Below are 26,256 nucleotides of genomic sequence, written 5' to 3'. Positions count from 1 at the left end.
GGCGGCCCTGGTGGCGGTGCCGGCGGTGGCGGTGGCTTCCGCGGCGGTCCCGGTGGCGGTGCCGGCGGTGGCGGTGGCTACCGCGGCGGTCCCGGTGGCGGCGGTGGCGCTGGTGCCGGTACGGGCACTGGTTACCGCGGCGGCCCTGGTGGTGGCGGCGGTGCACCGGTAGGCGGCGGTGGCCGTCCCGGTGGTGGCGGCGGCCGTGGTCGCGGTGGTGGCGCAGCGGGTGCCTTCGGGCGTCCCGGTGGCCGGCCCTCGCGCGGTCGGAAGAGCAAGAAGCAGCGGCGTCAAGAGTTCGACAACCTGTCGGCGCCGACGATGAGCTCGGGCGCTCCGCGGGGCAACGGCCAGATCATCCGGCTGCCGCGTGGCGCTTCGCTGTCGGACTTCGCCGACCGCATCAACGCCAACCCCGGCTCGCTGGTCCAGGAGATGTTCAACCTGGGCGAGATGGTCACGGCGACGCAGTCGTGCAGCGACGACACGCTGATGCTGCTCGGCGAGCACCTGGGCTTCGATCTCCAGATCGTCAGCCCGGAGGAGGAAGACCGCGAGCTGCTCGCGCAGTTCAACATCGACCTCGACGCCGACGTCGACGAGGAGCGTCTGGTCGTCCGGCCGCCGGTGGTGACCGTCATGGGTCACGTCGACCACGGTAAGACGAAGCTGCTGGACGCGATCCGGTCGGCGAACGTCGTCGAGGGCGAGGCCGGCGGAATCACCCAGCACATCGGCGCGTACCAGGTGCACGTCGAGCACGAGGGTGAAGACCGGGCGCTGACCTTCATCGACACCCCGGGTCACGAGGCGTTCACCGCCATGCGTGCCCGTGGCGCCCAGGCCACCGACATCGTGGTCCTGGTCGTCGCGGCGGACGACGGCGTGATGCCGCAGACCATCGAGGCGCTCAACCACGCCAAGGCGGCCGACGTGCCGATCGTGGTGGCGGTGAACAAGGTCGACAAGCCGGAGGCCAACCCGGGCAAGGTGCGCCAGCAGCTCACCGAGTACGGGCTGGTGGCCGAGGAGTACGGCGGCGACACCATGTTCGTCGACATCTCCGCGAAGAGCCGGATCAACATCGACGGGCTGCTGGAAGCGGTGCTCCTGACCGCCGACGCTTCCCTCGACCTGCGGGCGCCGATCGACGGCAACGCGCAGGGCATCGCGATCGAGGCGCACCTCGACAAGGGACGCGGCCCGGTGGCCACGGTCCTCGTCAACCGGGGCACGCTGCGAGTCGGCGACTCGATCGTGGCCGGCAACGCGTACGGCCGGGTCCGGGCGATGCTCGACGAGAACATGCAGCCGGTTCCGGAGGCGGGTCCGGCCCGTCCGGTCCTGGTCCTCGGTCTGACCGCGGTGCCGGGTGCGGGCGACACGTTCCTCGCCGCCGACGACGACCGGACGGTACGCCAGATCGCCGAGCAGCGGCAGGCCCGTAAGCGGGCGGCCGAGCAGGCGCGACTGGCCGGCCGGGCGACGCTGGAGACGCTGCTCGAGAAGATCAAGGAAGGCGAGCGCACCACGCTCGACCTCATCATCAAGGGCGACGTCGCCGGTTCGGTGGAAGCTCTGGAAGACGCGCTGGTCAAGCTGCCGATTCCGGACGAGATCCAGCTGCGGATCATCCACCGGGGCGTCGGTGCGATCACCGAGAGCGACGTCAACCTGGCGTCGGCCTCGGCCGACTCGACGGCGATCATCATCGGCTTCAACGTTCGCCCGATGCAGTCGGCGCGCGAGATGGCCGACCGCAATGGCGTGGAGATCCGGTACTACACGGTCATCTACCAGGCCATCGAGGAGATCGAGGCGGCCCTCAAGGGCATGCTCAAGCCGGTCTTCGAGGAGGCTGCGCTGGGTTCGGCGGAGATCCGCGAGGTGTTCCGCTCGTCCAAGATCGGTCTCATCGCGGGTTGTATCGTCCGCGACGGGCTCCTTCGGCGCAACGCCAAGGCGCGCGTCATCCGCGAGGGCACGGTCGTGGCGGAGAACGTCACGATCACGTCGCTCAAGCGGTTCAAGGACGACGCGACCGAGGTGCGCGAGGGCTTCGAGTGTGGTCTGACGCTGGGCGGCTTCGGCAGCCCGCAGATCGGCGACATCATCGAGAGCTACGAGATGCGCGAAAAGCCGCGCGTCTGACGCTCGCTCGCTGAGTACGGCGGGGCGGTCACCTTCGGGTGGCCGCCCCTCTTTTGCGCCCAACGATCATGGGCGGCCATGATCAGCGGAAGATTCGCGGTGCCATAGCCCCACATTTTCTCCGTTGATCTCCGCCAAGAGGCTCTAAGTCCATGATCAACGGGAAGGGGTGGGCGAGGGTGTCGGGGAGCCGACTGGCTGAGCGGCCGGCCGGCACTACCATCGCGCCGTGGAGCGGCCGGGCGTCGTGATCAGCGCGGGTGACGACCGCGCGCTATATCTGCGGATCGAAGAGATCGCCGCCTACCGGGAGCTGGCGATGATGGTCCGACGCCGGCCGACGGTCGCGGGGCCGCCACTGGCCGTGGAGGCGCTCGATCGGCTCGGCGAGTCACTCGCCGGCGACGCGGACATCCAGCTCAGCGAGGCCGAGGCGGACTGTCTCGATCTGCTGCGGAACCAGACGCTCATCCGGGCCGCGCTGCCGCTGCGGATCCGGCCGGTCTGCGTCGCATGTGGACTCGCTGCCGAGAAGCTCGTCAATCCGGCCCGGCCCACCAAGGCGGCCGGCAAGTCCGGCGAGGTCGCCGAGACGATCATCGAGAGCGTCGGCATGCTCGCGGAGAATCCGGTGCTAGCGGTTGTGCGTTTCGTCGGCGGGATGGGCAAGATCCGCGCCGACGTGCAGGCGGATCTGCCGGGCTGCGTACGCTGCGACGGGATCGAATTCGACTCGCATGCCGTCACGTTCTGCCCGAACTGCCGGGCCATGCGGGAGGAGTCCGTTCTCGTCGCCTGCCCCGACTGTGGGGTGGACTTCCCGGTCGGCCGGGACGCTCGAACGCTGTGGACGCCGCGCGCGCAGGCCGTCGCCGCGGGGCGAATGGCATACGCGGCCGAACGGCTGGGCGTCGCCGCCGGTCAGCTCGAGAACTCCCTCTACGGCGGCCAGAAGGAGCTGCTGATCGCCGGGCTCGCGGCCGAGGACGAGCTGATCGGTTTGGTCCGCTGCGGACGCCCGGCCGACACGATGCGCGGCGTCGCGCTGCTGTTCACGACCGGTGGGCTCGGCTGGGCGCACGAGGTCATGACGTCCAAGACCGTGGGCGGCACGGTGCGCTGGCCTCAGGTCACGGCCGTGCACCTGTCCGGGTCGCCGGGCCAGCAGGTTTTGGCCCTACTGGTACGCGATGAGGCTCCACTGGTGTTCAACCGCTTCAAGGGCAACGGGGTGAACCTGAGCGGGCGCGTCTGCGACTTCACCGCGCCCGGTCTGCATCAGCTCGTCTGCGAACTGACGGGTCTGCCCTGGGAGCCACCGGTTCTGCCGATCTCACCGGCACCGCTGCCGCCGTCACCTCCTCCGCTCCCGTCGCCTGCGCCTCCGCCCCGACCACCTGTGCCGCCGCGTTCGGTGCCGCAGCAACGGCCGCCCGGCTGGTACCCCGATCCCTGGCGGCAGGCGCCCGCCCGGTGGTGGGACGGACGGCAGTGGACCCAGCACGTGCGACGGTGAGTTAGCATCGGCCGCTATGAACGGCAGCCCCTCGTCCTCGGTGAAAGTAGGGCTTGGACGGTCCAATGTGGTCCTCGCCCTCGGCATGGTGGTGTTTCTCGGCTGGATCACCTTCGTCGCCGTCAAAGGATCCATTCAGGAGCCGGACGCGCCGCTCGGCTATGTCATCGGCGGGATCTTCGGTCTGGTCCTGATCTTTCTGCTGATCAAGCTCCCCGTCTTCCTGCGCGGGCGCAGCCTGGAGTTCGACGCCGCCGGACTGCGATTCTGGCATGGCTCCCGGCATGTGCTCATCCGCTGGGACGACGTCGTCGCCGTCGGGATCGCGTACGAACAGGCTCCGCAGGACGCGAAGCCGAAGCTGCACATCCCGTCCTCGGTGCAGGACGAGGTGAAGGGACGGGTCGCGGACTTCCTCAACGATCAGGCCCACGAGGTGCTGCAGATCAGCGGCAAACGGCGGATCGCGCTGGAGATCTATCCGCGGCAGTTGGCCGCGATCGAGGCGTACCCGAAGCTGCGGCCGTATTGGCAGACGCTGGCCCCTCCCGAGGGCGGGCTGCCGCCGGCCGGCTGGCGACTGCCGTTGCCGCCTGTCGTCACCATCGCGCAGGCGGTCGGCCGGGGCGCGGAGACCTACCAGCCACACCGGTGGCTGGGTTGGTATGCGAGGGCGTGGTCTACGGCCCGGTAGGCTGTCTGCCTTGTGGGAACTGAATACGCGCTGCTCGTCGCGCCGTCCGCCAACCGGGTCTACACACAGTCCGCGCCCGACCTGACGAGAGCCGAGCTGGCCGCGTTCTCCACGGGAGCGCTGGAGGATCGGCTCGGCCCGGCCTCGCCGCGCGATCTCGGCGGGCAGACGTATCTCGTCTTCGCCACCGAAGAGCCGCTGAGCTCGGCGGACCTGGCCGTGCTCGGCAACCTCTCCAGCGGGCTCGCCCTGTTCGAGCTGGTCTCCGGCGATCTGCTGCGCCCGATCGCGACGCCGGGGCTGGACAAGTTCGACGACGACTTGATCACGATTCCGAAGTACTCCGGGAAGACCAACGAGAACTTCACCAAGCTCCTGCTGAACGTGACCGCCCTGGCCAGCGCCTGGGGCAGCGAGTTCGGCTCGCGTACCTTCACCGTGCTGGACCCGGTCGCCGGGCGCGGGACGACGCTGAACCAGGCGCTCATGTACGGGTGGAACCCGATCGGCATCGAGATCGACGGGAAGGACTTCGAGGCGTACGCCGCGTTCTTGAAGACGTGGCTCCGGCGGAAGCGGGTGAAGCACCGCGCCGAGATCACCCCCGTACGCCGAGAGGGCCGCAAACTCGGCCGCCGGTTCGACGTCGAATTCACCTCTGACGACAAGCGCCTGACGTTCTTCGAGTCGGACACGACCGCCGCCCGGGCGCTGATGAAGCGGCAGGTCGCCGATCTACTGGTGGCAGATCTTCCCTACGGCGTGGTCCACGGCTCGCGTACAAGCAAGGGATTGGAGCGAGGACCCGCGGAGCTCTTGTCGGCCGCGTTGCCCGGGTGGATCGAGCTGATCCGGCCCGGGGGAGCCGTGGGCCTGTCGTGGAACACGCACGTCGCGCCGCGCGAGCAGGCGGTGGAGCTGCTGGAGCGGCACGGTCTGGCGGTGTTCGAGCCGGCTGGGCTGGAGCACTGGGTCGACCAAGGAATAACTCGTGACGTGTTGGTGGCCCGGCGCTCGTAACATGGATCTTCGTGTTCACTGGAACTGCGCTATTCGACCTGTTGTTGCCGGGTGACTCGCGGTCGCTGAAGGACAAGCGGGGTTACCTGCGCCCGATTCTCGCCGTGCTCCGCAAGTACGAGGTGAGCGCGGCCGAGGTCGGCGACCAGGACCGGCACGGACGCGCTCAGCTGGGGGTGGCGGTGGTCGCCGCCGACGCCGCGCATGTCCGCGAGATCCTGGACCACTGCGAGCGGGCGGTCGCCGGGCGGCCCGAGGTGGAGCTGCTCTCGGTCAAGCGCCGGGTGATCGGCGACGACGACTTCTAGCCGCCGGGGTCTTCGGCGCGCTGGATCAGGGTTCTGGGTCGAATCATGGACGAAGATTCGACCCAGAACCCTGATCCAGCGCTCATCCGGCGGCGGTCCGGCGCTTATTCGGCGGCGGTCCGGCGCTCATCCGGCGGCGATCGGGGCGGCGGTCCGCTGGGTGATCACGGCGGCCGGTGGGTACAGACTGGCCGGGTAATCTGGTGGCCGGAGATCCGGACGATCCGGCGAGACACCCGTTTCGTTCCTTCTCCGCTGTCCGATACGTGTGGAGGTGGCGAGATGTCCGATCCTGCTAAGGTGCGACGGCACGCCGAGCGGGTGCGGGAACTGGTGGCGTCGGCGGTGCGGACGCAGATCAAGGACCCTCGGTTGGGCATGATCACGATCACTGACGCCCGGCTCACCGCCGACCTGCGTGAAGCCACCATCTTCTACACCGTGCTCGGCGACGCCGAGGCCAAGGCCGGCACCGCCGCCGCTCTCGACAGCGCCAAGGGCATGCTCCGCGGCTCCGTCGGCCGGGCGCTGGGTCTGCGCCACTCGCCGTCGCTGGAGTTCGTGCTCGACGACGTCCAGGAGCATGTCAAGCACATCGACGACCTGCTCGCCGAGGCGCGTCTGCGCGATCGCGAGGTCCACAAGCTGGCCGAGGGCGCCGAGTACGCCGGTGACGCCCAGCCCTACAAGGTGGAGGAGGACGAGGAGTCCGAGTTCGCCGACGACGAGGATCTCGAAGAGGCCGAGGACGCGGCGGCGCGTCGCTGATGGGAGAGATCACCGAAGACCGGTGGGCCGCGGCGACCGGCGCTCTGCGTACGGCTGTCGCGGCCGGCGATCCCATCCTGCTCGTCTGCCACGTCAACCCGGACGGCGACGCGCTCGGCAGCATGCTGGCGGTCGGGCAGGCGCTGCGGAAACTCGGCGCGACCAAGGTCCAGGCGACCTATCCCGGGCCGTCGGCGCTCCCGGAGCCGTTCCTCGTGCTTCCCGGCCTCGACCTGCTGGTCGATTCGCCGGAGGCGCCGGTGCTCATGGTGACGCTGGACGCTGCGGCGGAATCGCGCCTGGGTGCGTACGCGTCGTTGCTCGGTGAAGTGCCGACGATCGTGCTGGACCATCACGCCAGCTACACCGGATTCGGTGACATTCCCCTGGTGGACAGCGGTGCGGCCGCCACTGCCGTGGTGGCTGCGGAGCTGATCTCCCGGCTCGGCGTACCGCTGGACCTCCAGATCGCCGAGTGCCTCTACATCGGCGTCATCACCGACACCGGCTCGTTCAAGTACGCCCTCACCACCCCCGAAGTGCACCGGCTGGCGGCCGACCTGCTGGAGACCGGGCTCGACCCGGGGGAGATCTCAAGCCGGGTGTTCGACACGCGCCCGTTCGGCGCGGTCAAGCTCTACGGCGAGGTGCTCAGCCGGGCGGTCCTGGAGCCGGAGAACCGCCTCGTCTGGAGCGCAGCCAGCCTGGCCGACCTCGAGCGGCACGGTCAAGCGCCGTACGTCCTCGAGGGGCTCATCGACGGAATCCGCTGCGCTGCCGAGGCCGACGTGGCCTGCCTGTTGAAGCAGGTCGGCCCGGCCGAATGGTCAGTGTCGATGCGTAGCCGGGGCGGAGTCGACCTCAGCCGGGTCGCCGTCGCCCTCGGCGGCGGTGGTCACCGCGCTGCGGCCGGGTTCACCGGCTACGGCACTCCGGCGGAGATCATGGACCGGATAAGGATCGCATTAGGGGAATAAAACCCTCCCCGGGCCGGGGTGAACCAGCCACAATCGAGTCATGGATCACCCGGAACTTGCCGTTCCGAGCGCGCCGGCCTGGTCGCGCCCGGCCGTCATGCTGCCGATCTTCGCGTTCCTGTCGCTGCTGGGCGGCCTGCTTCCGTCCTTCTCCCTGGAAGCCAACGTCTACGTCTTCACCCTCGGTGCCGTGATGATGTACCTCGGGCTCGGCCAGCGCGTCCCCCGCCGGCCGGCCCCGCGCCGCCTCCCCGCCGGGCTCGCCTGGTGGCTGCTGCCGGTCGGCGTCTTCGTGGTCTTCGAACTGAGCACCTTCGCGATCGGCGACGACAAGAACTACCCGACGCTGTCGCTGCTCGCCGATCCGCTGCTCGACAACTACCTGCCGCGCACGATCTTCTACTTCGGCTGGCTCGCCGGATTCTGGGGGCTGGTACGCCGATGAGACTGCTCGCCATCGCCGGATTCATCCTCGCCGGCCTGCTCATCATCGCCATCGAATGGGCCGCTCGGCGTACGCGTCGCATCCCGACCCTCGGCGACATGGCCGCCGTCGTCATGACCCACGAAGTCGGGCGCATCCCCGTCGGGCGGATCGCCGTCTTCGGCTTCTGGTGGTGGGTCGGCTGGCACTTTCTCGCGCGCTAGCGCTCCCGGCTTTGGGCGCTCCCGGCTTTGGGCGCTAGATCACGGATATCCATGCTTCCGGTGCCCAAGATCGCATGCATAACCGTGATCTGCAGGGGTTGTCGCAGGGTCTGTCGTACGCCCGACGTTCAGGATGTGGGAAAGGTGTTCCTGCATGTGGACCTGAACGATAGTTTTGCGAACTATGCAAACTAACGTTAAGTCAGCTCCAGCCAAGCCCAAGCCGAACGCCGACGAACAGCGTGAGCAGATCCGCCGTGCCCTGCAGACGTCGATGGACACCCGCCAGTAGCCGTAACTAGCACTGCCGAATTGACTCCTTACAAGGAGAACGGCACCATAGGCGGGTGACCCCCAGCCTTCGGCGTATAGCGGCGCTCGCGCTACCCGCGCTCGTAGTTCTCGCCGCTGAGCCCCTCTATCTTCTGGTCGACACCGCTGTGGTCGGCCATCTCGGCCGAGTGCCACTAGCCGCGCTCGCGATCGGCGGGACGATCCTCGCCGTGACCGCCTGGCTCGGCAACGTCCTCGCGTACGGCACCACGGGAAGAGCCGCGCGCAGCTTCGGCGCGGGCTCTCGGCGTACTGCGGTGGAAGAGGGCGTCCAGGCATCCTGGCTCGCCCTGGCGGCTGGTCTCGGCTTCGTGCTCCTCGCCCAGCTGCTGGCCGGGCCGGTCACTCGCGCCCTCAGCGGTGATCCCGAGATCGCCGAGCACGCCGAACTGTGGCTGCGGATCGCTTCGCTGGGGATTCCGTTCATCCTGCTCGTCTTCGCAGGCAACGGCTGGATGCGCGGCGTACAGGACACCAAACGACCGCTGTGGTACGTCCTCGGAGCCAACGTCCTCTCCGCGATCCTCTGCCCGCTGCTGGTCTATCCGGCCGGCCTCGGGCTCGCCGGTTCCGCCGTCGCCAACGTCGCCGCTCAGGTCGTCGGGGGAGCGCTGTTCGTCCGGGCGTTGGTCGCGGAACGCGTACCGCTCGCGCCGCGCCTCGCCATGCTGCGGCAACACCTCGTCCTCGGCCGCGACCTGCTCGTCCGGGGACTCGCCTTCCAGCTCTGCTTCCTGTCCGCGGCGGCGGTCGCCGCAAGATTCGGCGCTGCCGCGGTCGCCGCCCATCAAGTGGGGCTCCAGCTCTGGATGTTCTGCGCGTACGCCCTCGACGCGATCGCGATAGCGGCGCAATCCCTGGTCGGCGCCGCGCTCGGGGCGGGCGACGTGGTCACCGCGAAGCGTACGGCGACTCGGATCGGGCAGATCGGGCTCGCCTGCGGAGTGATCTTCGGCGTCCTGGTGCTGGCGTTGGCTCCGGTGTTACCGCATCTGTTCAGCAACGACCCGGACGTACTCGGTCAACTGGCCATCGTCTGGCCCTGGTTCATCGGGATGCTCCCGCTCAACGGAGTGGTCTTCGCCCTCGACGGCGTACTCGTCGGTGCGGGAGACGCCCGCTACCTGCGGAATCTCACGATCGTTGCCGCACTGTGCGGTTTCCTGCCCGCCATCTGGCTGGCGTTGTGGCTCGACCTCGGACTCGGTGGCGTGTGGGCGGGGCTGACCCTGTTCATCGTCCTCCGGCTGGGTGCGCTGCTCCTTCGGCTGCGCGACGGCTCGTGGGCGGTGCCCGGGGTCGCCCGCGCCTGACGGGAGCCTGCGCCTGACTGGAGCCCGTGCCCGCGCGGGTCGCGTCGGTGATGCATCCGAGACGATCATGGGGGCGCGACATGATCAACGGGGTGGGGAGGGGGAGGGTGGGCGTGATCTGCGGGGAACGGGCGAAAGGTCTAGACTCGCGCGGTGCGGCGGATTCCCCTGATCCTGGCGATCGTGGCGGTGGTGCTCGGGCTGGGCCTGATCGGTGGGGTCGCGCTGCTCGGCGGCGGCGCGGCGGGGAAGAACACGCCGGCGTCGTTCCTGGACGACCGGGCGCAGGCGAAGCTCGAGTCGAGCCCGTCGGCGAGCCCCAGTCCGGCGGTGAAGACGCCGAAAGCGCTGGTCTACAAGTTCCCGGTGCAGGGCACGGCGTCGTACGCCCACACCCACCACGACTATCCGGCCACCGACATCATGGCCAAGTGCGGCAGTGGCGTAGTCGCTCCGATCGACGGCGTGATCCTCGAGGTGAGCCTGGAGGACACCTGGGACGCCGAGGTCAACTCGGGCGCGACCCGCGGCGGGTTGTCCTGGTCGCTGCTCGGTGACGACGGCGTGCGCTACTACGGCTCGCACCTGTCGGAGGTCGACAAGACCATCAAGCCCGGCGCGCGGGTGGTGGCGGGTCAGCACATCGGCAAGGTCGGCAAGACCGGCGACACGACCGCGTGCCATCTGCATTTCGGCATCTCGCCCGTCTGCAAGAAGACGGGGGACTGGTGGGTCCGCCGAGGCGTGATCTTCCCGTGGTCCTATTTGGACGCCTGGCGCAAGGGTGTCAACCAATCGCCGGTAGCAGCGATCCAGGCCTGGCAGAAGCAGCACGGCTGCCCCAGCAAACCGCTGACCGATCCCTAGCCCGTACCCTGTCGGCATGGCGGAACACCAGGTCACCGACGGGCTGATCGTAGTCGACAAGGCGCCGGGGATGACCTCGCACGACGTCGTCGCCCGCTGCCGGCGGATCGCGCGCACGCGCAAGGTCGGCCACGGCGGCACCCTCGACCCCATGGCCACGGGCGTCCTGGTGATCGGCGTCGGCAAGGCCACCCGCCTGCTCACCTACGTGGTGGGCACGCGCAAGATCTACCGCGCCACCATCCGGCTCGGCCAGACCACGGTCACCGACGACGCGGAGGGCGAGGTCACCGCTTCGGTCCCGGCCGCGCATCTTTCCGATCAACTTGTACGCACACAGCTGTCCACGATGACCGGAGAAGTGGATCAGGTGCCGAGCGCCGTCTCCGCCATCAAAGTCAACGGCGTACGCGCGTACAAAATGGTCCGGGACGGCGAAGCGCCCGAGTTGGCCGCCCGCAGGGTGACCATCGAGCGGATCGACGTCTTCGACGTGCGGACCGACGGTGACTTCGTCGACGTCGACGTCGAGGTCGCCTGCTCGGCCGGAACGTACATCCGGGCCATCGCGCGGGACCTCGGCGTGGCATTGGGCGTCGGCGGCCATCTCACGGCGCTCCGCCGGACCGCGGTGGGCGGATTCACCCTCGATGAGGCGTACCCGTTGGAAAAACTCGCGGACCTGGCGGAAGCCGGCGGCGATCCGGTGACGTTGCCGCTGGCCGCGGCCTTGCGCCGGGCGATGCCGATCCGTGAGGTCGACGAGGCCGCCGCGAAGGTCCTGTCGCACGGCCGGCCGCTGGAGCCGATCGGCCTCGACGGCTCTTACGGCGTGCTCGGCCCGGACGGCACGCCGCTCGCGGTCGTCTCGGAACGGGGCGGCAAGGCGCGCCCGGAGATCGTCCTCGCCGCCGCCTGAACCACTGTGAACAACGCCGCGTAGGCCGTCGTCGCCAGGGCGGCCAGGCTGCAGCCGCCGATCGCCGCCCAGTGCAGATGCCAGGCGAGTTCGTCTGGATGCGGGGTCGTGAGCACGCTCCACACCGCGCCGATGCCGGTCGCTACCACTAGCAACGCCAACGCCGTGACCCGCGTTCGCGAACCGAGACGCAGGCCCGGACTCGGCTGCGGAGTGAACCGTCGTAGCCGGAACAACGCCCATGCGGCCAAGACGATCAGGCCGAACAAGCCCGAGAGGTACTGCAGAAGTTTGTAGAGCGGAAGTCCCAGCACCTGGGTGCCGAGGGCGGATCCCCAGATCGTCACGCTGCGGGCGTGCGTGAAGCTGTCCCAGAAGGCGTGCGTCGCCGCCCCGAAGACAGCCGCGACGGGCACCCAGACCAGATGGGCGGGCTGACGCAGCCGGGTCGGGGGCCGGATGCGGTCGCCGACCGCGCGCGGTAGCAGTTGAAGCAACGCCGTCCGGAACACGAGGTAGTAAAGCGCGACCACCGCACAAGTGGCGAGGACGTCGACGGTGAGGATGCCCTTGACCGAGTGGGTTTCCGCGTACGCCGGCCAGCGCCTGGTGAACAGCGGCACATCGGGGATCATCGAACCGATGGCGAGCGCTGCGGGCGCGTACGCCCATCCGGTGACCGGGCGGCGGACGAAGGGCAGGACGGCGGCGATGTGACTGGGCGTGAACGGCATCGGCGGCCAGCCTACGACGGGACACGATCATGCGGTGTCCCGCGAGATTGGCGGAGCTGACATACGCTGCCGCACATGACGGACACTCCGGTCGGCACCGCCGGGCTGCCCGAGGACGGCACGTTGCAGCACTGGCGGCTGCTCGTGGCCGTCGTCGCGCCGGTCGTCGCCGTCGCGACGCTCGTGCAGTCGATGCTCGATGTGCTGAGTTCGGGCGGGAACTCCGCTGTCGTGGATGGACTGACGCTGCGTACGCCGGGCTGGCCGGACGCCCTCGCGGGGTTGGTCTGGCTGGTTGCCTGGGCGTGGGCGGTGAGCGCCGTCATGATCGCCCTCCGGGGCCTGGTGACGGGGGAGCCGCCGAGCGCGTTCGAGGCCTTGCGGCAGGCTGCGCGACGGCTGCCGACGTTCCTCGGCGTACTGGTGATCGGCGGGATCGGCGCGACCGCCTGCCTGCTTCTCGCCGGAGTCGTGGGGAGCTTCGCCGGTCCGCTGGTCTTCGTCGTCGTGGCCGTCGCGGTCTTCGCTGCCGCTTCGCTCGTGGGAACGCTGCCGGTGGCGGCGCTCGACGGGCTCGGGATCTGGGCGTCGGTCAGCCGGGGCGTCGCGTACGCCGAAGGCCGCCGCTGGCGCGTCTTCCTCGTGATGCTCGGAGTAGTCGTCGCCGGAGTCCCGGCGGGCTGGCTGTCCAGCTCGCTACCCGACGTGACCGCCGGTCCGATCACCGCCGCGCTCGGCCGGCTCGCCGTGGCCGCCCTGACCGTCGGGGCGATCGGCGTACAGGGCGCGCTGCTGGCCCGCTGGCGGCTTGGCCTCGACGGCGGGCTCAGCCGCGCGACGGCTCCGTGCCCGGGGCACTGGCTGGCGGCGTGCGGTGGGCTGACTGCGGTCGTCGTCGTGACGGGCGGGCTCGTCCTGGTCAACCCGATGGGCGTACCGGTGCTGAGCAGCTCGGGCCCGCTGAAGTCCACTGAGCACCTCGGCGAGTACGCCGTCACGACAGACGGGGAACCCCGGCTCGGCGTCGGTGCGTCGAAAAGCCCGATCGCCTGGGATACGAAGCGGGCCCTGTTCGACGGCGGCACCTCGCTCGTCGCGTTGGCGTACCCGGGGAACGGGCCGGTCGAAATGACGACGTGCCAAGGCACTCTCTGCACAATGGGGAAGGCGGAGCTGGAGCGGCCCGGCTTCTTCTGGGATCACTGGGTCGCCCGCGCGCTGCCTGGGGGCGGTCTCCTCGCCGTCGCTCCGGTCATCGAGCTCGGGACCGTCGAGGGCACGGCGAAGCTGGTCGCCTGGATCTGCCCCGACCGCACCTGCCGGTCGTCGCACCGGATCGAGCTGGCCGAGGTGAGTTACGAGCCGCCTCAGGACTTCCCGCTGGCCGTCGCGATCGGGCCCGAAGGCGCGCCGATGATCGCGTACGCCCATCAAGATGGGCGGGGCTTCGAAGTCGTCCGCTGCGCCGACCGGGACTGCACTCGGCATACCCAGGAGTACGGCGAGGCCGGCACGCTCGGCGGCGAGGAAGACCTGACGATCGTCGGGCTCGGCTTCGACCGGGACGGGCGGCCGGTCGCGGTGCTGGCCGGGAAGACCCCACCGACGCCTTCGGGGCTCCACGTGCGGATGGGGCGGGAACCCCGGCCCCGGGTGATCAGCGTCACCTGCGAGGACGACAGCTGCTCACGGCGTACCACTCGGGCTTGGAACGAGATCTCCGACGACGGCGGTGACCTGCGCGCCTGGCCGGTGTCGATGCCGGACGGGCACCTCGCGATCTTGCAGGAGGACGTGCGGGGAGCGCGCCTGATCACGTGCCGGCACCACTGTGAAGGTTGATAGCTTTGGCCCTATGCAGCGGTGGAGGGGCGCGGCGCAGGCGCCGCGAGGGTGGGGGCGCTCGGTCATCACGATCGGCGTGTTCGACGGCGTGCACCGAGGCCATCAGGCCACCATCGGGTACGCGGTGAAGCGCGCGCGGGAGCTGGGTGAGGCGAGCGTCGTGCTGACCTTCGACCCGCATCCGTCCGAGGTCGTGCGCCCGGGTTCGCACCCGGCGGTGCTGACCACCCAGGAGCGCAAGGCCGAGCTGATCGAGGAGCTGGGCGTCGACGCGCTCTGCGTGCAGCCGTTCACCCGCGAGTTCTCGAAGCTGCCGGCCGAGGAGTTCGTGCACGACGTGCTGGTCGAGCAGCTGCACGCGGCCGAGGTCGTGGTGGGGGAGAACTTCCGGTTCGGGCACAAGGCGGCCGGCGACGCCGAGCTGCTGGAGCGCCTGGGCCGCCGGTTCGGCTTCACCGCGACGGCCGCTCCGTTGCTGGCCGACGACTCGACCGTGTTCTCCTCGACCTACGTCCGTTCGTGCGTGGCCGCCGGAGACGTCGCCGCGGCCGCCGCCGCGCTCGGCCGCCCGCACCGGCTGGAAGGCGTCGTGGTCCGGGGTGACCAGCGCGGACGTCAGCTGGGCTTCCCGACCGCCAATCTCCTGTGCGGGCCACACGCCGCGATCCCGGCCGACGGGGTGTACGCAGGCTGGCTGCTCCGCAACGGCAAGCAGCTCCCGGCAGCGGTCTCGGTCGGCACGAACCCGACCTTCGCGGGCACCGAGCGCCGGGTCGAGGCGTTCGTCCTCGACTTCTCCGGCGACCTCTACGGCGAGCGGGTCGCGCTGGACTTCATGGCGCATCTGCGGCCGACGGTGAAGTTCGACACGCTGGAGGCGCTGGTCGCGGCGATCACCGACGACGTCTCGCGTACCCGGGACGTCCTCGGCCTGGCGTGATCATCGCTTGGCTGGCGTGATCATCGCTTGGCTGGCGTGATCATCGCGCCCAAAGCGCATGATCCACTCCGTAAGGTAACCTTGACGAGGCTCCGCGTACGCCTGCCCGACGCCGTGGGTGCGGAGCCCGGAGTATCCATGAGCCTTCGGCTCACACGCGAAATGGGAGAACATGGCGCTCGACGCTGCAGTCAAGACTCAGATCATGCAGGAGTACGCGACGACCGAGGGTGACACCGGTTCGCCGGAGGTCCAGGTCGCCGTGCTCACCAAGCGGATCAAGGACCTGACCGAGCACCTGAAGGTGCACAAGCACGACCACCACAGCCGCCGTGGGCTGCTGCTGCTGGTCGGCCGCCGCAAGCGGCTGCTGGCGTACCTCCAGAAGACGGACATCGCCCGATACCGCGCGCTCATCGAGCGCCTCGGCATCCGGCGCTGACGCATCAAACAGGGGAGTGACCTGCGGGTCGCTCCCCTGTTGGCAAGACAGCCCGGTCAGCCGGGCTGACAATGCAAGAAAGACGAGGCGCGATCGGCGGCCACAGGTTGACGCTCGGTCCTCGGTAGTGGCTCCCGGAGCCGCCCCGCCGTCGCGGGAGCGGAGCCCGAGGGCTTCGATCGAAGACCGGCCGTCCGCCGCCAGCGCATGCCGCGCGCCAGACGACCGAAGAGGAGTATTCATCCATGACCGAGACCACTCTCGGCACCCAGCACAGCACCGCCGTGATCGACAACGGCGCGTTCGGCACGCGGGAGATCACCTTCTCCACCGGGCGGCTCGCCCGGCAGGCGGCCGGTTCGGTCCTCGCCCAGCTCGGCGACACCGTGGTCCTCTCCGCGACCACCGCGAGCAAGACGCCGAAGGACCAGTTCGACTTCTTCCCGCTCACTGTCGACGTCGAGGAGCGGATGTACTCGGCGGGCCGGATTCCCGGCTCGTTCTTCCGCCGGGAGGGGCGCCCGACCGAGGACGCCATCCTGACCTGCCGCCTGATCGACCGGCCGCTGCGCCCGTCGTTCGTCAAGGGCCTGCGCAACGAGGTCCAGGTCGTCGAGACGGTGCTCGCGCTCGACCCGGCGCACCCGTACGACGTGGTCGCGATCAACGCCGCGAGCATGTCCACCAAGCTTTCCGGCCTGCCGTTCTCCGGCCCGATCGGGGCGACCCGGGTGGCCCTGATCGACGGCCAGTGGGTGGCCTTCCCCACCCACGAGGAGCTCGAGCGGGCCGTCTTCGACATGGTCGTCGCCGGTCGCGTGGTCGGTGACGACGTCGCGATCATGATGGTCGAGGCCGAGGCCACCGAGAACACCGTCAAGCTCGTCGGCGCGGGGGCCAAGGCCCCGACCGAGGAGATCGTCGCCGCCGGTCTGGAGGCCGCCAAGCCGGTCCTCCGCGAGCTGTGCCGGGCCCAGGACGCCCTCGCCGAGGTCGCCGCGAAGCCGGTCAGCGAGTTCCCGGTCTTCCTGGACTACCAGGACGACGTGTACGAGGCCGTCAAGGCGGCCGGCGCGGCCGAGGTCGCCGAGGCGCTCAAGATCGCCGGCAAGGCCGACCGGGAAGAGGCTCTCGACCTGGTCAAGGAGAAGGTGATCTCGGCGGTCGCCCCGCAGTTCGAGGGGCGCGAGAAGGAGGTCTCCGCGGCCTTCCGCTCGGTGACCAAGTCCGAGGTACGCAGCCGCGTCCTGCGCGACAAGATCCGCATCGACGGCCGCGGCCTGGCCGACATCCGGCCGCTGACCGCCGAGGTCCAGGTGCTCCCGCGAGTGCACGGTTCGGCGCTGTTCGAGCGGGGCGAGACCCAGATCCTGGGTGTCACCACGCTGAACATGCTGCGCATGGAGCAGGCGCTGGACACCCTGTCGCCGCAGAAGACCAAGCGCTACATGCACAACTACAACTTCCCGCCGTACTCGACCGGTGAGACGGGTCGCGTCGGCGCCCCGAAGCGCCGCGAGATCGGCCACGGCGCGCTGGCGGAGCGGGCGCTGATCCCGGTCCTGCCGTCGCGTGAGGAGTTCCCGTACGCGATCCGCCAGGTGTCCGAGGCGCTCGGCTCGAACGGCTCGACCTCGATGGGGTCGGTCTGCGCCTCCACGATGTCGCTGCTGACCGCGGGTGTGCCGCTGAAGGCGCCGGTGGCCGGCATCGCCATGGGCCTCATCTCCGGTGAGGTCGACGGCAAGACGGAGTACGTCACGCTGACCGACATCCTCGGAGCCGAGGACGCCTTCGGTGACATGGACTTCAAGGTCGCCGGTACGCGGGACTTCGTCACCGCGCTGCAGCTGGACACCAAGCTCGACGGCATCCCGTCGGACGTCCTCGCCGCCGCGCTGCGTCAGGCCCACGACGCCCGGCAGACGATCCTGGACGTCATGCAGGAGGCCATCGAGTCGCCGGGCGAGATGAGCGAGTACGCCCCGCGGGTGACCTCGGTGAAGATCCCCGTCGACAAGATCGGCATGGTGATCGGCCCGAAGGGGCAGACCATCAACGCGATCCAGGACGAGACCGGCGCCGAGATCTCCATCGAGGACGACGGCACGATCTACGTCGGCGCGACCAACGGACCGTCGGCGCAGGCGGCGGTGGATCGGATCAACCAGATCGCCAACCCGACGCTGCCGAAGGTCGGCGACAAGTTCCTCGGCACCGTGGTGAAGACGGCCGCGTTCGGCGCGTTCATCTCGCTGCTCCCGGGCCGCGACGGTCTGCTGCACATCTCCAAGGTGGGCGACGGCAAGCGGGTCGAGAAGGTCGAGGACTTCCTCAACGTCGGGGACAAGGTCGAGGTGGAGATCGCCGAGGTCGACTCCCGCGGCAAGATCTACCTGGACAAGGTCTACCCGGAAGGCGTCGAGAAGCCGGCTCCGGCCGAGCGTCCGGCCGGCCGGGACCGTGAGGACCGTGGCCCCCGTGACCGGGACCGTGGCGATCGCGGACCGCGTCGTGACGGTGACGACGGTGGCCGTGAGCGTCGTCGGCAGCAGCGGCGCGACTGACCGCTGACCGTGAATCAGCCGAACATGACCGTGCCGTCCAGCGCTTTTCTGGACGGCACGGCGCCTAGGCGCCACAAGCAGCAACAGGTAACCGTGCCGTCCAGCGCTTTTCTGGACGGCACGGTCCGTAGGACAGTGCTTCCGAGCGGGCTTCGCATCCTGACCGAGGACGTGCCTGCCATGCGCAGCGTGTCCTTCGGGATCTGGGTCAACGTCGGTTCGCGCGACGAGCTGGAGGGCGAAGGCGGCGCCTCGCACTTCCTCGAGCACCTGCTCTTCAAGGGCACGGCCCGGCGTACCGCGTTGGACATCTCGGCCGCGATCGAGGCGGTCGGCGGGGAGACCAACGCCTTCACCACGAAGGAATACACCTGCTACTACGCGCGGGTGCTCGACGCCGACCTGCCGCTGGCCATCGACGTCATGTGCGATGCCGTCGCCAGTTCGGTGCTCGCCGATCCCGACGTGGAGACCGAGCGCGGGGTCATCCTCGAAGAGATCGCGATGAGCGAGGACGAGCCCTCGGACGAGGTTCACGACCTGCACGCCGAGCTCGTCTACGGCGATCATCCGCTGGCCAAGCTCATCTCGGGCACCGTCGACTCCATCACGCCGATGACCCGCGACGGCATTCACGAGTTCTACCGCGCGCGGTACTCCGCTCCGGTCATGGTGATCGCGGCGGCGGGTCGTCTCGATCACGACCAGGTCGTGGACCAGGTGGTCGCCGCGCTGGCGGGAACACCGCTGGACACCGGCTCCGCGTCGCCCGTCGGGCCGCGTTCCATGCAGACGCCCATCTCGTACGCCGAACCGAAGTCGGTCACCCGCCGCAAGGACACCGAACAGGCGCACTTGGTGCTGGGCGGGCCGGCGATCGGACGGCGTGACGAGCGGCGCTTCGCGGTCGGCGTACTGAACAACGTGCTCGGCGGTGGCATGTCGAGCCGGCTGTTCCAGGAGATCCGGGAGAAGCGCGGGCTGGCCTATTCGGTCTACTCCTACACCTCGCAGTACGCCGAGACCGGCACCTTCGGGGTGTACGCCGGATGCGCGCCGGGCAAGGTCGACGAGGTGCTCGAGATCGTCCGCGATCAGCTGGCCCGAGCCGCGGCCGAGCCGATCTCGGAGGAGGAGCTACGCCGGGGGCAGGGGATGCTCAAGGGCGCTCTCGTGCTGGGCCTGGAAGACACCGGGTCGCGGATGACCCGGCTGGCCAAGGGCGAGCTGCTCTACGGCGATCTGCTCGATGTGGACGATCTGCTGCGCCGGATCGAAGCCGTCACCATCGCGGATGTCACCGAGGTCGCTCGCGCGGTGCTGACCGGCCCGGAGTACCTGGCGATGATCGGCCCGCACTGACTGTTCCGGTCGCTCGATCGGGCTGTTCCGGTCGCTCGATGTGGCTGCTTCGGTCGCTCGATGCGGCGCGGACCCGGCAGGGTGGACGGGCACCAGGGCACCGACTGTTAGGTTGAGGCTGTGACGATTCGGGTCGGAGTGCTGGGCGCCCGTGGGCGCATGGGTCAAGAGGTCTGCCGGGCGGTCTCGGCCGCCGACGGACTGGAACTGGTCGCGCAGATCGACCAGGGTGACCCACTGGACGCGCTGACCGAGGCCGGTGCCCAGGTCGTCGTCGACTTCACCAACCCCGACGTGGTGCTCGCCAACGTGCGCTGGTGTGTTGACCGGGGCATCCACGTCGTGGTGGGGACCAGCGGATTCACCGAGGAGCGACTCGCCGAGGTGCGTTCCTACCTCGCGGCCACGCCGGAGGTCGGGGTGGTCGTCGCGCCGAACTTCGCGATCGGCGCGGTCCTCATGATGGAGTTCGCCGAGAAGGCCGCCAAGTACTTCGACTCGGCCGAGATCATCGAACTGCACCATCCGCAGAAGGTGGACGCGCCGAGCGGGACCTCTCTGCGTACCGCCCAGCTCATCGCGGCGGCCCGGGCCTCGGCGGGGTTGGGCGAGATCCCCGACGCGACGAAGGACGAGTTCGACGGGGCTCGCGGGGCCACGGTGGAGGGCGTACCGGTGCACAGCGTGCGCCTCCGGGGACTCGTCGCGCACCAAGAGGTCCTCTTCGGTACGCAAGGCGAGACGTTGACGATCCGGCACGACTCGTTCGACCGGGCGTCGTTCATGCCCGGCGTCGTGCTCGCCGTACGCTCCGTCGGATCCCGTCCGGGGCTGACCGTCGGGATCAACTCGCTCCTCTGACCTTTCAGAGGAGAGTGGCGTACCGCGACTGCGGCACGAGCATGTCCTCGACGTCGAGCGCCCGCTGCGCCCCGTCCGGCGCCCAGCCCGCCGAGCCGAGGAACTTCGGCGTGGCGGGAGCCTGATCGAAGACCCAGGCCAGGGCTGAGGTGAAGCCGTCGTCGCGCCAGTGGTCGGCAGCCGCCGCGAGCAGCCGGCTGCCGTGTCCCCGCCGGCCCCAGCGCGGTTCGACCAGTAGCTCGCCGATTTCGGCCGCCGTGGAGAGATCATCACTGGGCCCGGAGGCGACGAAGCCCACCACGTACGATGAGGTCGACGACTGCTCGACGGCCACGAGGACCCGGTGTCGCTCGGTCGGCGGCGCCATGATCGAATCGCGCCAGGTTGCGGCGAACTCTCCTTCGTCCAGCTCCGCCAGGACGTGCCGGGGAAAGAGCCGACGGTAGGCGATCCGCCAGGTCGCCACCTGGATGCGTGCGATCTCCCCGGCGTCGCCGGGCCGCCCGGGGCGGACATGTCCTACAGCCACGACGTCAGAGCCTAACGAAGTGCCGGATCGGGGAGAGGGAACGGGTGAGACATCGGATCGCGATCGTGGCCGTGCTGGCCCTGGCCGCCCTCGCCTTCGACGCCGCATTCGCCACCCGGCACGGTTTCTTCGACCTCAAGGTCTACTACGGCGCCGTCAACTGGTGGGTCCACGGGCACGGGGAGCTCTACGACTTCATCAAGCCGCGCAGCACTTACGGCTTCACCTATCCGCCGTTCGCGGCGGTGGCGATGCTGCCGATGGCGTTCGTCCCGTGGGGAGTGGCGATCGTCATCGCCTCACTGCTGACGATCGTCGCGACCGGACTGGTCGTCTGGTGGCTCGTCGCCGAACCGGACCGCCGCTACAAGGCGGCCCTGATCCTGGCGCTGCTCATCGCGTACGAGCCGATGCGCGAGACCTTTCTCTTCGGCCAGGTCAACATGCTCCTCGTGGCGCTCGTCGCCGGGGACCTGTTCTTCGGGGTGGGCAAGAACCGCCGCTGGGCGGGCGTCGGGATCGGCCTGGCCACCGCGGTCAAGCTGACGCCGGGCCTGTTCATCCTCTATCTACTGCTCACCAAGCGCTGGCGGGCGGCGCTCGTGGCGATGGGCACCGCGGCGGTGACCACGCTGGCCACGGCGGCGATCGCGCCGGACATGGCCCGGGAGTTCTTCACGAACGCGCTCTGGGACACCGACCGGATCGGCTCGCTGGCCTTCATCTCGAACCAGTCGCTGCAAGGGCTGGTGGCGCGGCTGAACCCGGAGCACCCGTCGAGCCTGCTCTGGCTGGTGCTGGCGATCGGCGTACTCGTCGTGTGGGTGGTACGCAGCCGTCGCGCGTACGCCGCCGGGGACGAGGCCGCCGGACTGGCCCTCACCGGCGTGGTCTCGTGCCTTGTCAGCCCGGTGACGTGGATTCACCACCTGGTCTGGTTGATCCCGTCACTGATCCTGCTGGTGAACGCCGGCCTCGCCGATCGGGCGCACCGCCGGCGGTACTGGGCGATCGCGGGCGTCAGCTACGCCTTCCTGTGCAGCAAAGTGGTCTGGCCGTTCGACAACCACTTCAGCAGCTTCTGGGGCTTCCTGGGCAGCAACGTCTACGTCTTCATCGCACTGGCGTTGTTGTTCCTGACCCCGATCCGGTCACCGCACGAGGTGGTAGCGCAGCTCGGGATAGCGGAACGTGGTCGGTCGGTAGGTGACCCGGGCGTTCTGTCGTAGCCGGTCGTTATCTTTGCTCCCGATGGAGACGTTGACGCTTACTCAGGCCCGCCGGATCGCGCTGGCGGCCTCCGGCTTCGGCGGGCGGGCGCTCGCCGCCCCGCCGACCGGCCGTCACCTGCGGCGGGTGGTCGAGAGCACCGGACTGCTCCAGATCGACTCGGTCAACGTCCTCCAGCGGGCGCACTACCTGCCGGCATACAGCCGGATTGGGCCCTATGAAACGGCGCTGCTCGATCGCGGCAGCTCCCGGCGTCCCCGCTGGCTGTTCGAATACTGGGCACATGAAGCCTCGCTCGTCCCGGTCGAGCTGCAGCCGGATCTCCGCTGGCGGATGGCCACCGCCCGGGAGAAGGCGTGGGGCGGTCCGCGCAGCATCGCGCGGGAGCGGCCGGAGCTCGTCGAGTGGGTGCTCGCCGAAGTGGCCGACCGAGGGCCCGTGACCGCGGCCGAGATCGAGGCCGACGTGCCGAAGCCGAAGGGCGACAACTGGGGCTGGAACTGGTCCGACGTGAAGAAGGCGCTGGAGTTCCTCTTCTACGAGGGCTCGGTCACGAGCGCCGGCCGGAACACGTCGTTCGCCCGTCGCTACGACTTGACCTCCCGGGTCCTGCCGGCCGAGGTGGTCGGCGCGCCGACCCCGGCCGCCGCCGACGCCCATCGCCGGCTGGTCGAGCGGGCGGCTCGGGCCCTCGGGGTCGCGGCCGAAGCCGAGCTGCGCGACTACTTCCGGCTGCCCGTCGACGGCGCGCGGCAGGCGATCGCCGATCTCGTCGACGGCGAGGTCCTCGTTCCGGTCCAGGTCAAGGGCTGGAAGCCACAGGCGTACCTGCATCGCGAAGCGCCCCGGCCGCGGCGGTTCACCGGCGGCACTCTCATCAGCCCGTTCGACCCGCTGATCTGGGAGCGGGGCCGAACCGAGCGGCTGTTCGGCCTGCGCTACCGCATCGAGATCTACGTGCCCGAGCCACAACGGGTCCACGGCTACTATGTGCTGCCGTTCCTGCAGGGCGAGCGGTTCACCGCCCGGGTCGACCTCAAGGCCGACCGCAAGGCCGGTGTGCTGCGCGTACCAGCGGCATGGCTGGAGCCGGGCGCCGATCCCGAGAGCACCGCCCCCGCGTTGCGCGCCGAGCTCGACCGGCTGGCCGGATGGCTCGGGCTGAGCGGCGTCGACAAGGCCGAGCGAGGGGATCTCGCGGCTTTTCTCAACGGTGTAACGTCAACGGCATGACGCAGGTGGAGTCCGTCCCGCCCGGCCAGGTGATCGTCGGCCCGCCCGATCGGGTCACCGCCTGGTTCATCCGCCGTAGCGCGGCCCTGCCGGCCTGGGCCGGTCCCGCCGCCGCTCTCGTCTGCATCGCGGGAGCCCTCGGCTACACGCAGATCACCGACCCGACCCACTCGTCCGCCGGTGAGCCGCCGTCCTGCCTGCTGAAGCTGACCACCGGCTTCGACTGCCCGGGATGCGGCGGCACCCGCGCCGCCTGGTACCTCATGCACGGCGATCTCGCCGCTGCGGCCCGGCACCACCTGCTGTTCGTCTTCGCGGTGCCGTTCCTCCTGTACGCGTACGTGGCGTGGGCGAGCAAGAAGGTCTTCGACAAGCAGCTGCCGCAGCTGCGCGTGGGTCCCAAGACGATCGCCTGGTTCCTCGGGATCTGGGGCGCGTTCACGATCCTGCGCAACCTGCCCTGGGCCCCGTTCACCTGGCTCTACGTCTGATCGGAACCGCCTTCGTCACGGCTTTGCCGGTGGGCGCGGCTTTCGGTGGGCGCTGCCCAAAATCGCACCGAAGAGGGTGGGGGTTGGGCTTCGCCGTTGGCGAATTGTCCGACTTCCATGATCAACGGAAGATTCGCGGTGCCATAGCCCCACATTTTCTCCGCTGATCATGGCAGCTAACAGCGAAGCCCCGCCCCCGCTCTTCGGTGCGATTTTGGGCAGCGCCTACCCGAAAGCCGCAGCGCCCACCCGAAAGCGGAGCGGCCGCAACCTCACGGAGGTCACGGCCGCTCGCGGAGGTCAGCCGGCGGCGCGGTTCACCAGGATGTCGCCGCTCATCGACCGCAGGTGCAGGGCGACTGCGGGCTGACCGTTCGCCGGTGCGCCCGAGGGCTGCAGGTCGCTGCGGGCACGGCCCGACATCGAGCTGAGCTCCAGCCAGATCGCGACCCCGGGCGTGACGCCGACGGAGATGTCGCCGCTGGCCGAGTTCACCTTGGCGGTGCCCTGGCGCAGCGTACGCACGGCGAAGTCGCCGGATGCCGTGGTGCCGTGCAGGTCGCCGCCCAGCGTGCCGATCTCGACGTCCCCGGAGGCGGTATGCACAACTGCCGAGCCGTCGATGGTGTCGGCGCTGATGTCGCCGCTGGCAGACTTGATTTTGAATTCGCCGCCGACCTGCATGGTCCGGACGTCGCCGCTGGCCGTGGTGATCGCGAAGTCACCGGTGACGGTCTCGACGAAGACATCGCCTGAGGCGGTGTTCGCCTGGACGGTCCGGTACGCCCCGGTGCAGGTGGCATCGGCCGACGCCGTCTTCAGGTCGAGCGTGCTGTCCGCCGGTACGGCGATGGTGATGGCGAGCCGCGGGAAGCGCATCCGCAGCCAGCCCTTGTTCTCGGGAGCCTTGACGATGAGGTTCGTGCCGCGCAGTTCGACCACCGTCTGCTCGGCGGCCTCCTTGGACGCGTCCGAGCCGTCGGCCGGCTCCACCCGGACGGTTGCGGTGGTCAGGCCGGGCTGAGCGGCGATCTCCAGCCGCCCGGCGCTGACGCGTACCTCGGCGGAGAGGGGGCCTGAGACCGGGAACTCGTACATGATGATCAATCCCTTCGAGGGGTATGCCAGGCGAGAAGTCAGGATTGGGCGTAGCCGGTGATCCGGCGGCCCGGCTGGAAGCCCTGGCCGGGGCCGGGCGGGAAGGCGGGACCGGGACGGAAACCCGGTCCGGGAGGGGCCGGCTGCGTGGCGCCCCAGAGCGCCCGGACGAGCCAGGCGTTGACGGAGACGCCTTCGGCGGCGGCGGCCCGCTCGACCGCCTCCTTGAGCTGCTCCGGCAGCCGGAGCGTGATGCGCGCCTGCTCACCTTCGGTGGGCGGCGGTGTAGTGGCGGCCGGGATCGGCTGCTCGGGCTCGAACACGGTCTCGGTGACGACCAGGTCGGCGTCGCGACCGCGGAGGCGTACCTCGACGCTGGCGCTGCTCAGCTTGCTGGTGATCTCGGCGGCGGCGTCGGACAGCGCCTCCATGAGGCAGAGGCGGGCGGACGCCTCCAGGGAGCCTGCGAGCAGTCCGGCGGCGCGGGTGACGTCGTCACCCCCGGGCGCGGCGGCTGCGGTCAGGTCTCGCTGAAGGTTTTCGAGGTACGGCGACAGCTCCATGACTTCACTATGACATCGTCCTTGACATCACGCAAGTGTCTTCCTGATGTCAGGAGAGGGTGGGTCTAGAGTGTCGCTTGTGACGGAGATCGTGGAGCCCCAGGTCAAGTTGATCGCATGGACGCAATTCGCGGCCCCGGACGACGTTCCGTGGTCGACCGACGCCGACGGCGGACAGGCCCTCGCGGAGTTCGCCGGGCGCGCGTGCTACCAGTCCTGGAGCAAGCCGAATCCCGCCACCGCGACCAACGAGGGGTACCTGCGTCACATCCTCGAGGTCGGTCACCTGTCCGTCCTCGAACACGGGTCGGTCAGCTTCTACTTCACCGGCGTGTCGCGTTCGTTCACCCATGAGCTGATCCGGCACCGGCACTTCAGCTACTCGCAGCTGTCCCAGCGGTACGTGCCCGAGCGCGAGGCGGCCATGGTCGCCCCGGAGGCCATCGCCTCCGACCCCGAGCTGCACAAGAAGTTCGTGGAGGCCGGCGAGGCTGCGGTGCGGGCGTACAACGAGCTGCTGGAGGGCCTGGAGGCCAAGTTCGCCGACGTCCCGAACGCCACGCTCCGGCGCAAGCAGGCTCGGCAGGCGGCCCGCGCGGTCCTGCCGAACGCGACCGAGACCCGCATCGTCGTCACCGGTAACTACCGCGCCTGGCGGCACTTCATCGCCATGCGGGCGACCGAGCACGCCGACGTCGAGATCCGCGAGCTGGCCATCGAGTGCCTGCGCCAGCTGCAGCGGGTCGCGCCGAACGTGTTCAACGACTTCAAGATCACGAAGCTGGCCGACGGCACCGAGATCGCCGCGAGCGAGTACCTCTGGCAGGGCTGACCGCCCTTCGCAGCC

At 69.5% G+C, this 26,256-nt stretch carries 26 protein-coding genes; 22 read left to right on the top strand and 4 right to left on the bottom strand.

Annotated elements, in window-relative coordinates; all coding sequences use genetic code 11:
• The 12 genes from infB to truB form a co-directional block, all read left to right on the top strand.
• Positions 1–2,151: translation initiation factor IF-2 (gene infB, locus HOV77_RS11410; protein WP_290861153.1), on the top strand; the 2,151-nt coding region annotated here is incomplete at its 5' end.
• A gap of 229 nt (positions 2,152–2,380) precedes the next feature.
• Positions 2,381–3,667, top strand: coding sequence for a DUF2510 domain-containing protein (locus HOV77_RS11405; RefSeq protein WP_290861151.1), 1,287 nt, complete (start codon positions 2,381–2,383; stop codon positions 3,665–3,667).
• 16 nt (positions 3,668–3,683) lie between these two features.
• A complete protein-coding gene (locus HOV77_RS11400; RefSeq protein ID WP_290861149.1) occupies positions 3,684–4,361 on the top strand; it encodes a hypothetical protein in 678 nt (225 codons plus the stop codon).
• 12 nt (positions 4,362–4,373) lie between these two features.
• Complete coding sequence (locus HOV77_RS11395; protein WP_290861147.1) at positions 4,374–5,381, top strand: SAM-dependent methyltransferase; 1,008 nt, start codon at positions 4,374–4,376, stop codon at positions 5,379–5,381.
• Between the two features lie 11 nt (positions 5,382–5,392).
• Positions 5,393–5,689 (top strand): DUF503 domain-containing protein, encoded by a 297-nt coding sequence (locus HOV77_RS11390; RefSeq protein ID WP_290861145.1) that lies wholly within the window; start codon positions 5,393–5,395, stop codon positions 5,687–5,689.
• Between the two features lie 282 nt (positions 5,690–5,971).
• Positions 5,972–6,457, top strand: a complete 486-nt coding sequence (gene rbfA, locus HOV77_RS11385; protein ID WP_290861143.1) for a 30S ribosome-binding factor RbfA — start codon at positions 5,972–5,974, stop codon at positions 6,455–6,457.
• Positions 6,457–7,434 (top strand): DHH family phosphoesterase, encoded by a 978-nt coding sequence (locus HOV77_RS11380; protein ID WP_290861141.1) that lies wholly within the window; start codon positions 6,457–6,459, stop codon positions 7,432–7,434. The genes rbfA and HOV77_RS11380 overlap by 1 nt, the downstream gene beginning before the upstream one ends.
• Positions 7,435–7,474: 40 nt before the next feature.
• On the top strand, positions 7,475–7,879 hold the full coding sequence (locus tag HOV77_RS11375; protein ID WP_290861139.1) for a hypothetical protein: 405 nt from the start codon (positions 7,475–7,477) through the stop codon (positions 7,877–7,879).
• Complete coding sequence (locus HOV77_RS11370; protein ID WP_290861137.1) at positions 7,876–8,082, top strand: DUF6186 family protein; 207 nt, start codon at positions 7,876–7,878, stop codon at positions 8,080–8,082. Before HOV77_RS11375 ends, HOV77_RS11370 begins: the two co-directional genes overlap by 4 nt.
• Before the next feature lie 347 nt (positions 8,083–8,429).
• Positions 8,430–9,728, top strand: a complete 1,299-nt coding sequence (locus HOV77_RS11365; RefSeq protein WP_290861135.1) for an MATE family efflux transporter — start codon at positions 8,430–8,432, stop codon at positions 9,726–9,728.
• 153 nt (positions 9,729–9,881) lie between these two features.
• Positions 9,882–10,595 carry a M23 family metallopeptidase gene (locus HOV77_RS11360; RefSeq protein WP_290861132.1) on the top strand — a complete coding sequence of 238 codons (714 nt, stop codon included), beginning with the start codon at positions 9,882–9,884 and terminating at the stop codon, positions 10,593–10,595.
• Between the two features lie 16 nt (positions 10,596–10,611).
• Positions 10,612–11,514, top strand: coding sequence for a tRNA pseudouridine(55) synthase TruB (truB, locus tag HOV77_RS11355; protein WP_290861130.1), 903 nt, complete (start codon positions 10,612–10,614; stop codon positions 11,512–11,514).
• On the opposite strand, the gene HOV77_RS11350 is transcribed toward truB, so the two are convergent.
• The gene (locus HOV77_RS11350; RefSeq protein WP_290861128.1) at positions 11,421–12,248 is read right to left on the bottom strand and encodes a DUF4184 family protein; all 828 of its coding nucleotides are present in this window, start codon (positions 12,246–12,248) and stop codon (positions 11,421–11,423) included. The two genes, truB and HOV77_RS11350, sit on opposite strands and share 94 nt — an antisense overlap.
• A gap of 75 nt (positions 12,249–12,323) precedes the next feature.
• Here HOV77_RS11350 and HOV77_RS11345 point away from each other — a divergent pair, with 75 nt between their 5' ends.
• The 6 genes from HOV77_RS11345 to dapB all read left to right on the top strand — a co-directional run bounded on the left by HOV77_RS11345 (position 12,324) and on the right by dapB (position 20,265).
• The gene (locus HOV77_RS11345) at positions 12,324–14,090 is read left to right on the top strand and encodes a hypothetical protein (RefSeq protein ID WP_290861126.1); all 1,767 of its coding nucleotides are present in this window, start codon (positions 12,324–12,326) and stop codon (positions 14,088–14,090) included.
• A 13-nt stretch (positions 14,091–14,103) separates the two neighbouring features.
• Positions 14,104–15,033: a bifunctional riboflavin kinase/FAD synthetase gene (locus HOV77_RS11340; RefSeq protein WP_290861124.1), complete on the top strand. Its 930-nt coding sequence runs from the start codon at positions 14,104–14,106 to the stop codon at positions 15,031–15,033.
• Between the two features lie 172 nt (positions 15,034–15,205).
• On the top strand, positions 15,206–15,475 hold the full coding sequence (rpsO, locus tag HOV77_RS11335; RefSeq protein WP_253756812.1) for a 30S ribosomal protein S15: 270 nt from the start codon (positions 15,206–15,208) through the stop codon (positions 15,473–15,475).
• A 245-nt stretch (positions 15,476–15,720) separates the two neighbouring features.
• Complete coding sequence (locus HOV77_RS11330; protein ID WP_290861121.1) at positions 15,721–18,042, top strand: polyribonucleotide nucleotidyltransferase; 2,322 nt, start codon at positions 15,721–15,723, stop codon at positions 18,040–18,042.
• Between the two features lie 93 nt (positions 18,043–18,135).
• Positions 18,136–19,404, top strand: coding sequence for a pitrilysin family protein (locus HOV77_RS11325; protein ID WP_290861118.1), 1,269 nt, complete (start codon positions 18,136–18,138; stop codon positions 19,402–19,404).
• 120 nt (positions 19,405–19,524) lie between these two features.
• On the top strand, positions 19,525–20,265 hold the full coding sequence (gene dapB / locus HOV77_RS11320) for a 4-hydroxy-tetrahydrodipicolinate reductase (protein ID WP_290861115.1): 741 nt from the start codon (positions 19,525–19,527) through the stop codon (positions 20,263–20,265).
• Between the two features lie 4 nt (positions 20,266–20,269).
• Here the strand turns inward: dapB and HOV77_RS11315 are convergent, their stop codons facing one another.
• Complete coding sequence (locus tag HOV77_RS11315; protein ID WP_290861113.1) at positions 20,270–20,794, bottom strand: GNAT family N-acetyltransferase; 525 nt, start codon at positions 20,792–20,794, stop codon at positions 20,270–20,272.
• 56 nt (positions 20,795–20,850) lie between these two features.
• Between HOV77_RS11315 and HOV77_RS11310 the strand changes: the two genes are divergently transcribed.
• From HOV77_RS11310 to HOV77_RS11300, 3 genes are read left to right on the top strand one after another with little or no spacing between them, the layout of a single operon-like run.
• Positions 20,851–22,023, top strand: coding sequence for a glycosyltransferase 87 family protein (locus HOV77_RS11310; protein ID WP_290861168.1), 1,173 nt, complete (start codon positions 20,851–20,853; stop codon positions 22,021–22,023).
• 13 nt (positions 22,024–22,036) lie between these two features.
• Complete coding sequence (locus HOV77_RS11305) at positions 22,037–23,257, top strand: crosslink repair DNA glycosylase YcaQ family protein (RefSeq protein WP_290861111.1); 1,221 nt, start codon at positions 22,037–22,039, stop codon at positions 23,255–23,257.
• Positions 23,254–23,748: a DUF2752 domain-containing protein gene (locus tag HOV77_RS11300; RefSeq protein WP_290861110.1), complete on the top strand. Its 495-nt coding sequence runs from the start codon at positions 23,254–23,256 to the stop codon at positions 23,746–23,748. Before HOV77_RS11305 ends, HOV77_RS11300 begins: the two co-directional genes overlap by 4 nt.
• 300 nt (positions 23,749–24,048) lie before the next feature.
• Here HOV77_RS11300 and HOV77_RS11295 read toward each other — a convergent pair whose 3' ends face one another.
• The gene (locus HOV77_RS11295; protein ID WP_290861109.1) at positions 24,049–24,846 is read right to left on the bottom strand and encodes a DUF4097 family beta strand repeat-containing protein; all 798 of its coding nucleotides are present in this window, start codon (positions 24,844–24,846) and stop codon (positions 24,049–24,051) included.
• Between the two features lie 38 nt (positions 24,847–24,884).
• Positions 24,885–25,409 carry a toxin-antitoxin system HicB family antitoxin gene (locus tag HOV77_RS11290; RefSeq protein ID WP_290861108.1) on the bottom strand — a complete coding sequence of 175 codons (525 nt, stop codon included), beginning with the start codon at positions 25,407–25,409 and terminating at the stop codon, positions 24,885–24,887.
• A gap of 88 nt (positions 25,410–25,497) precedes the next feature.
• Between HOV77_RS11290 and thyX the strand changes: the two genes are divergently transcribed.
• Positions 25,498–26,241 carry an FAD-dependent thymidylate synthase gene (thyX, locus tag HOV77_RS11285; RefSeq protein ID WP_290861166.1) on the top strand — a complete coding sequence of 248 codons (744 nt, stop codon included), beginning with the start codon at positions 25,498–25,500 and terminating at the stop codon, positions 26,239–26,241.
• The last annotated feature ends 15 nt before the right edge of the window (positions 26,242–26,256 follow it).

The organism is Hamadaea sp., from assembly GCF_013362815.1.
In the GTDB taxonomy this organism is placed as follows: Bacteria; Actinomycetota; Actinomycetes; order Mycobacteriales; family Micromonosporaceae; genus Hamadaea.
This window is presented reverse-complemented; position numbering and strand designations above follow the sequence as displayed.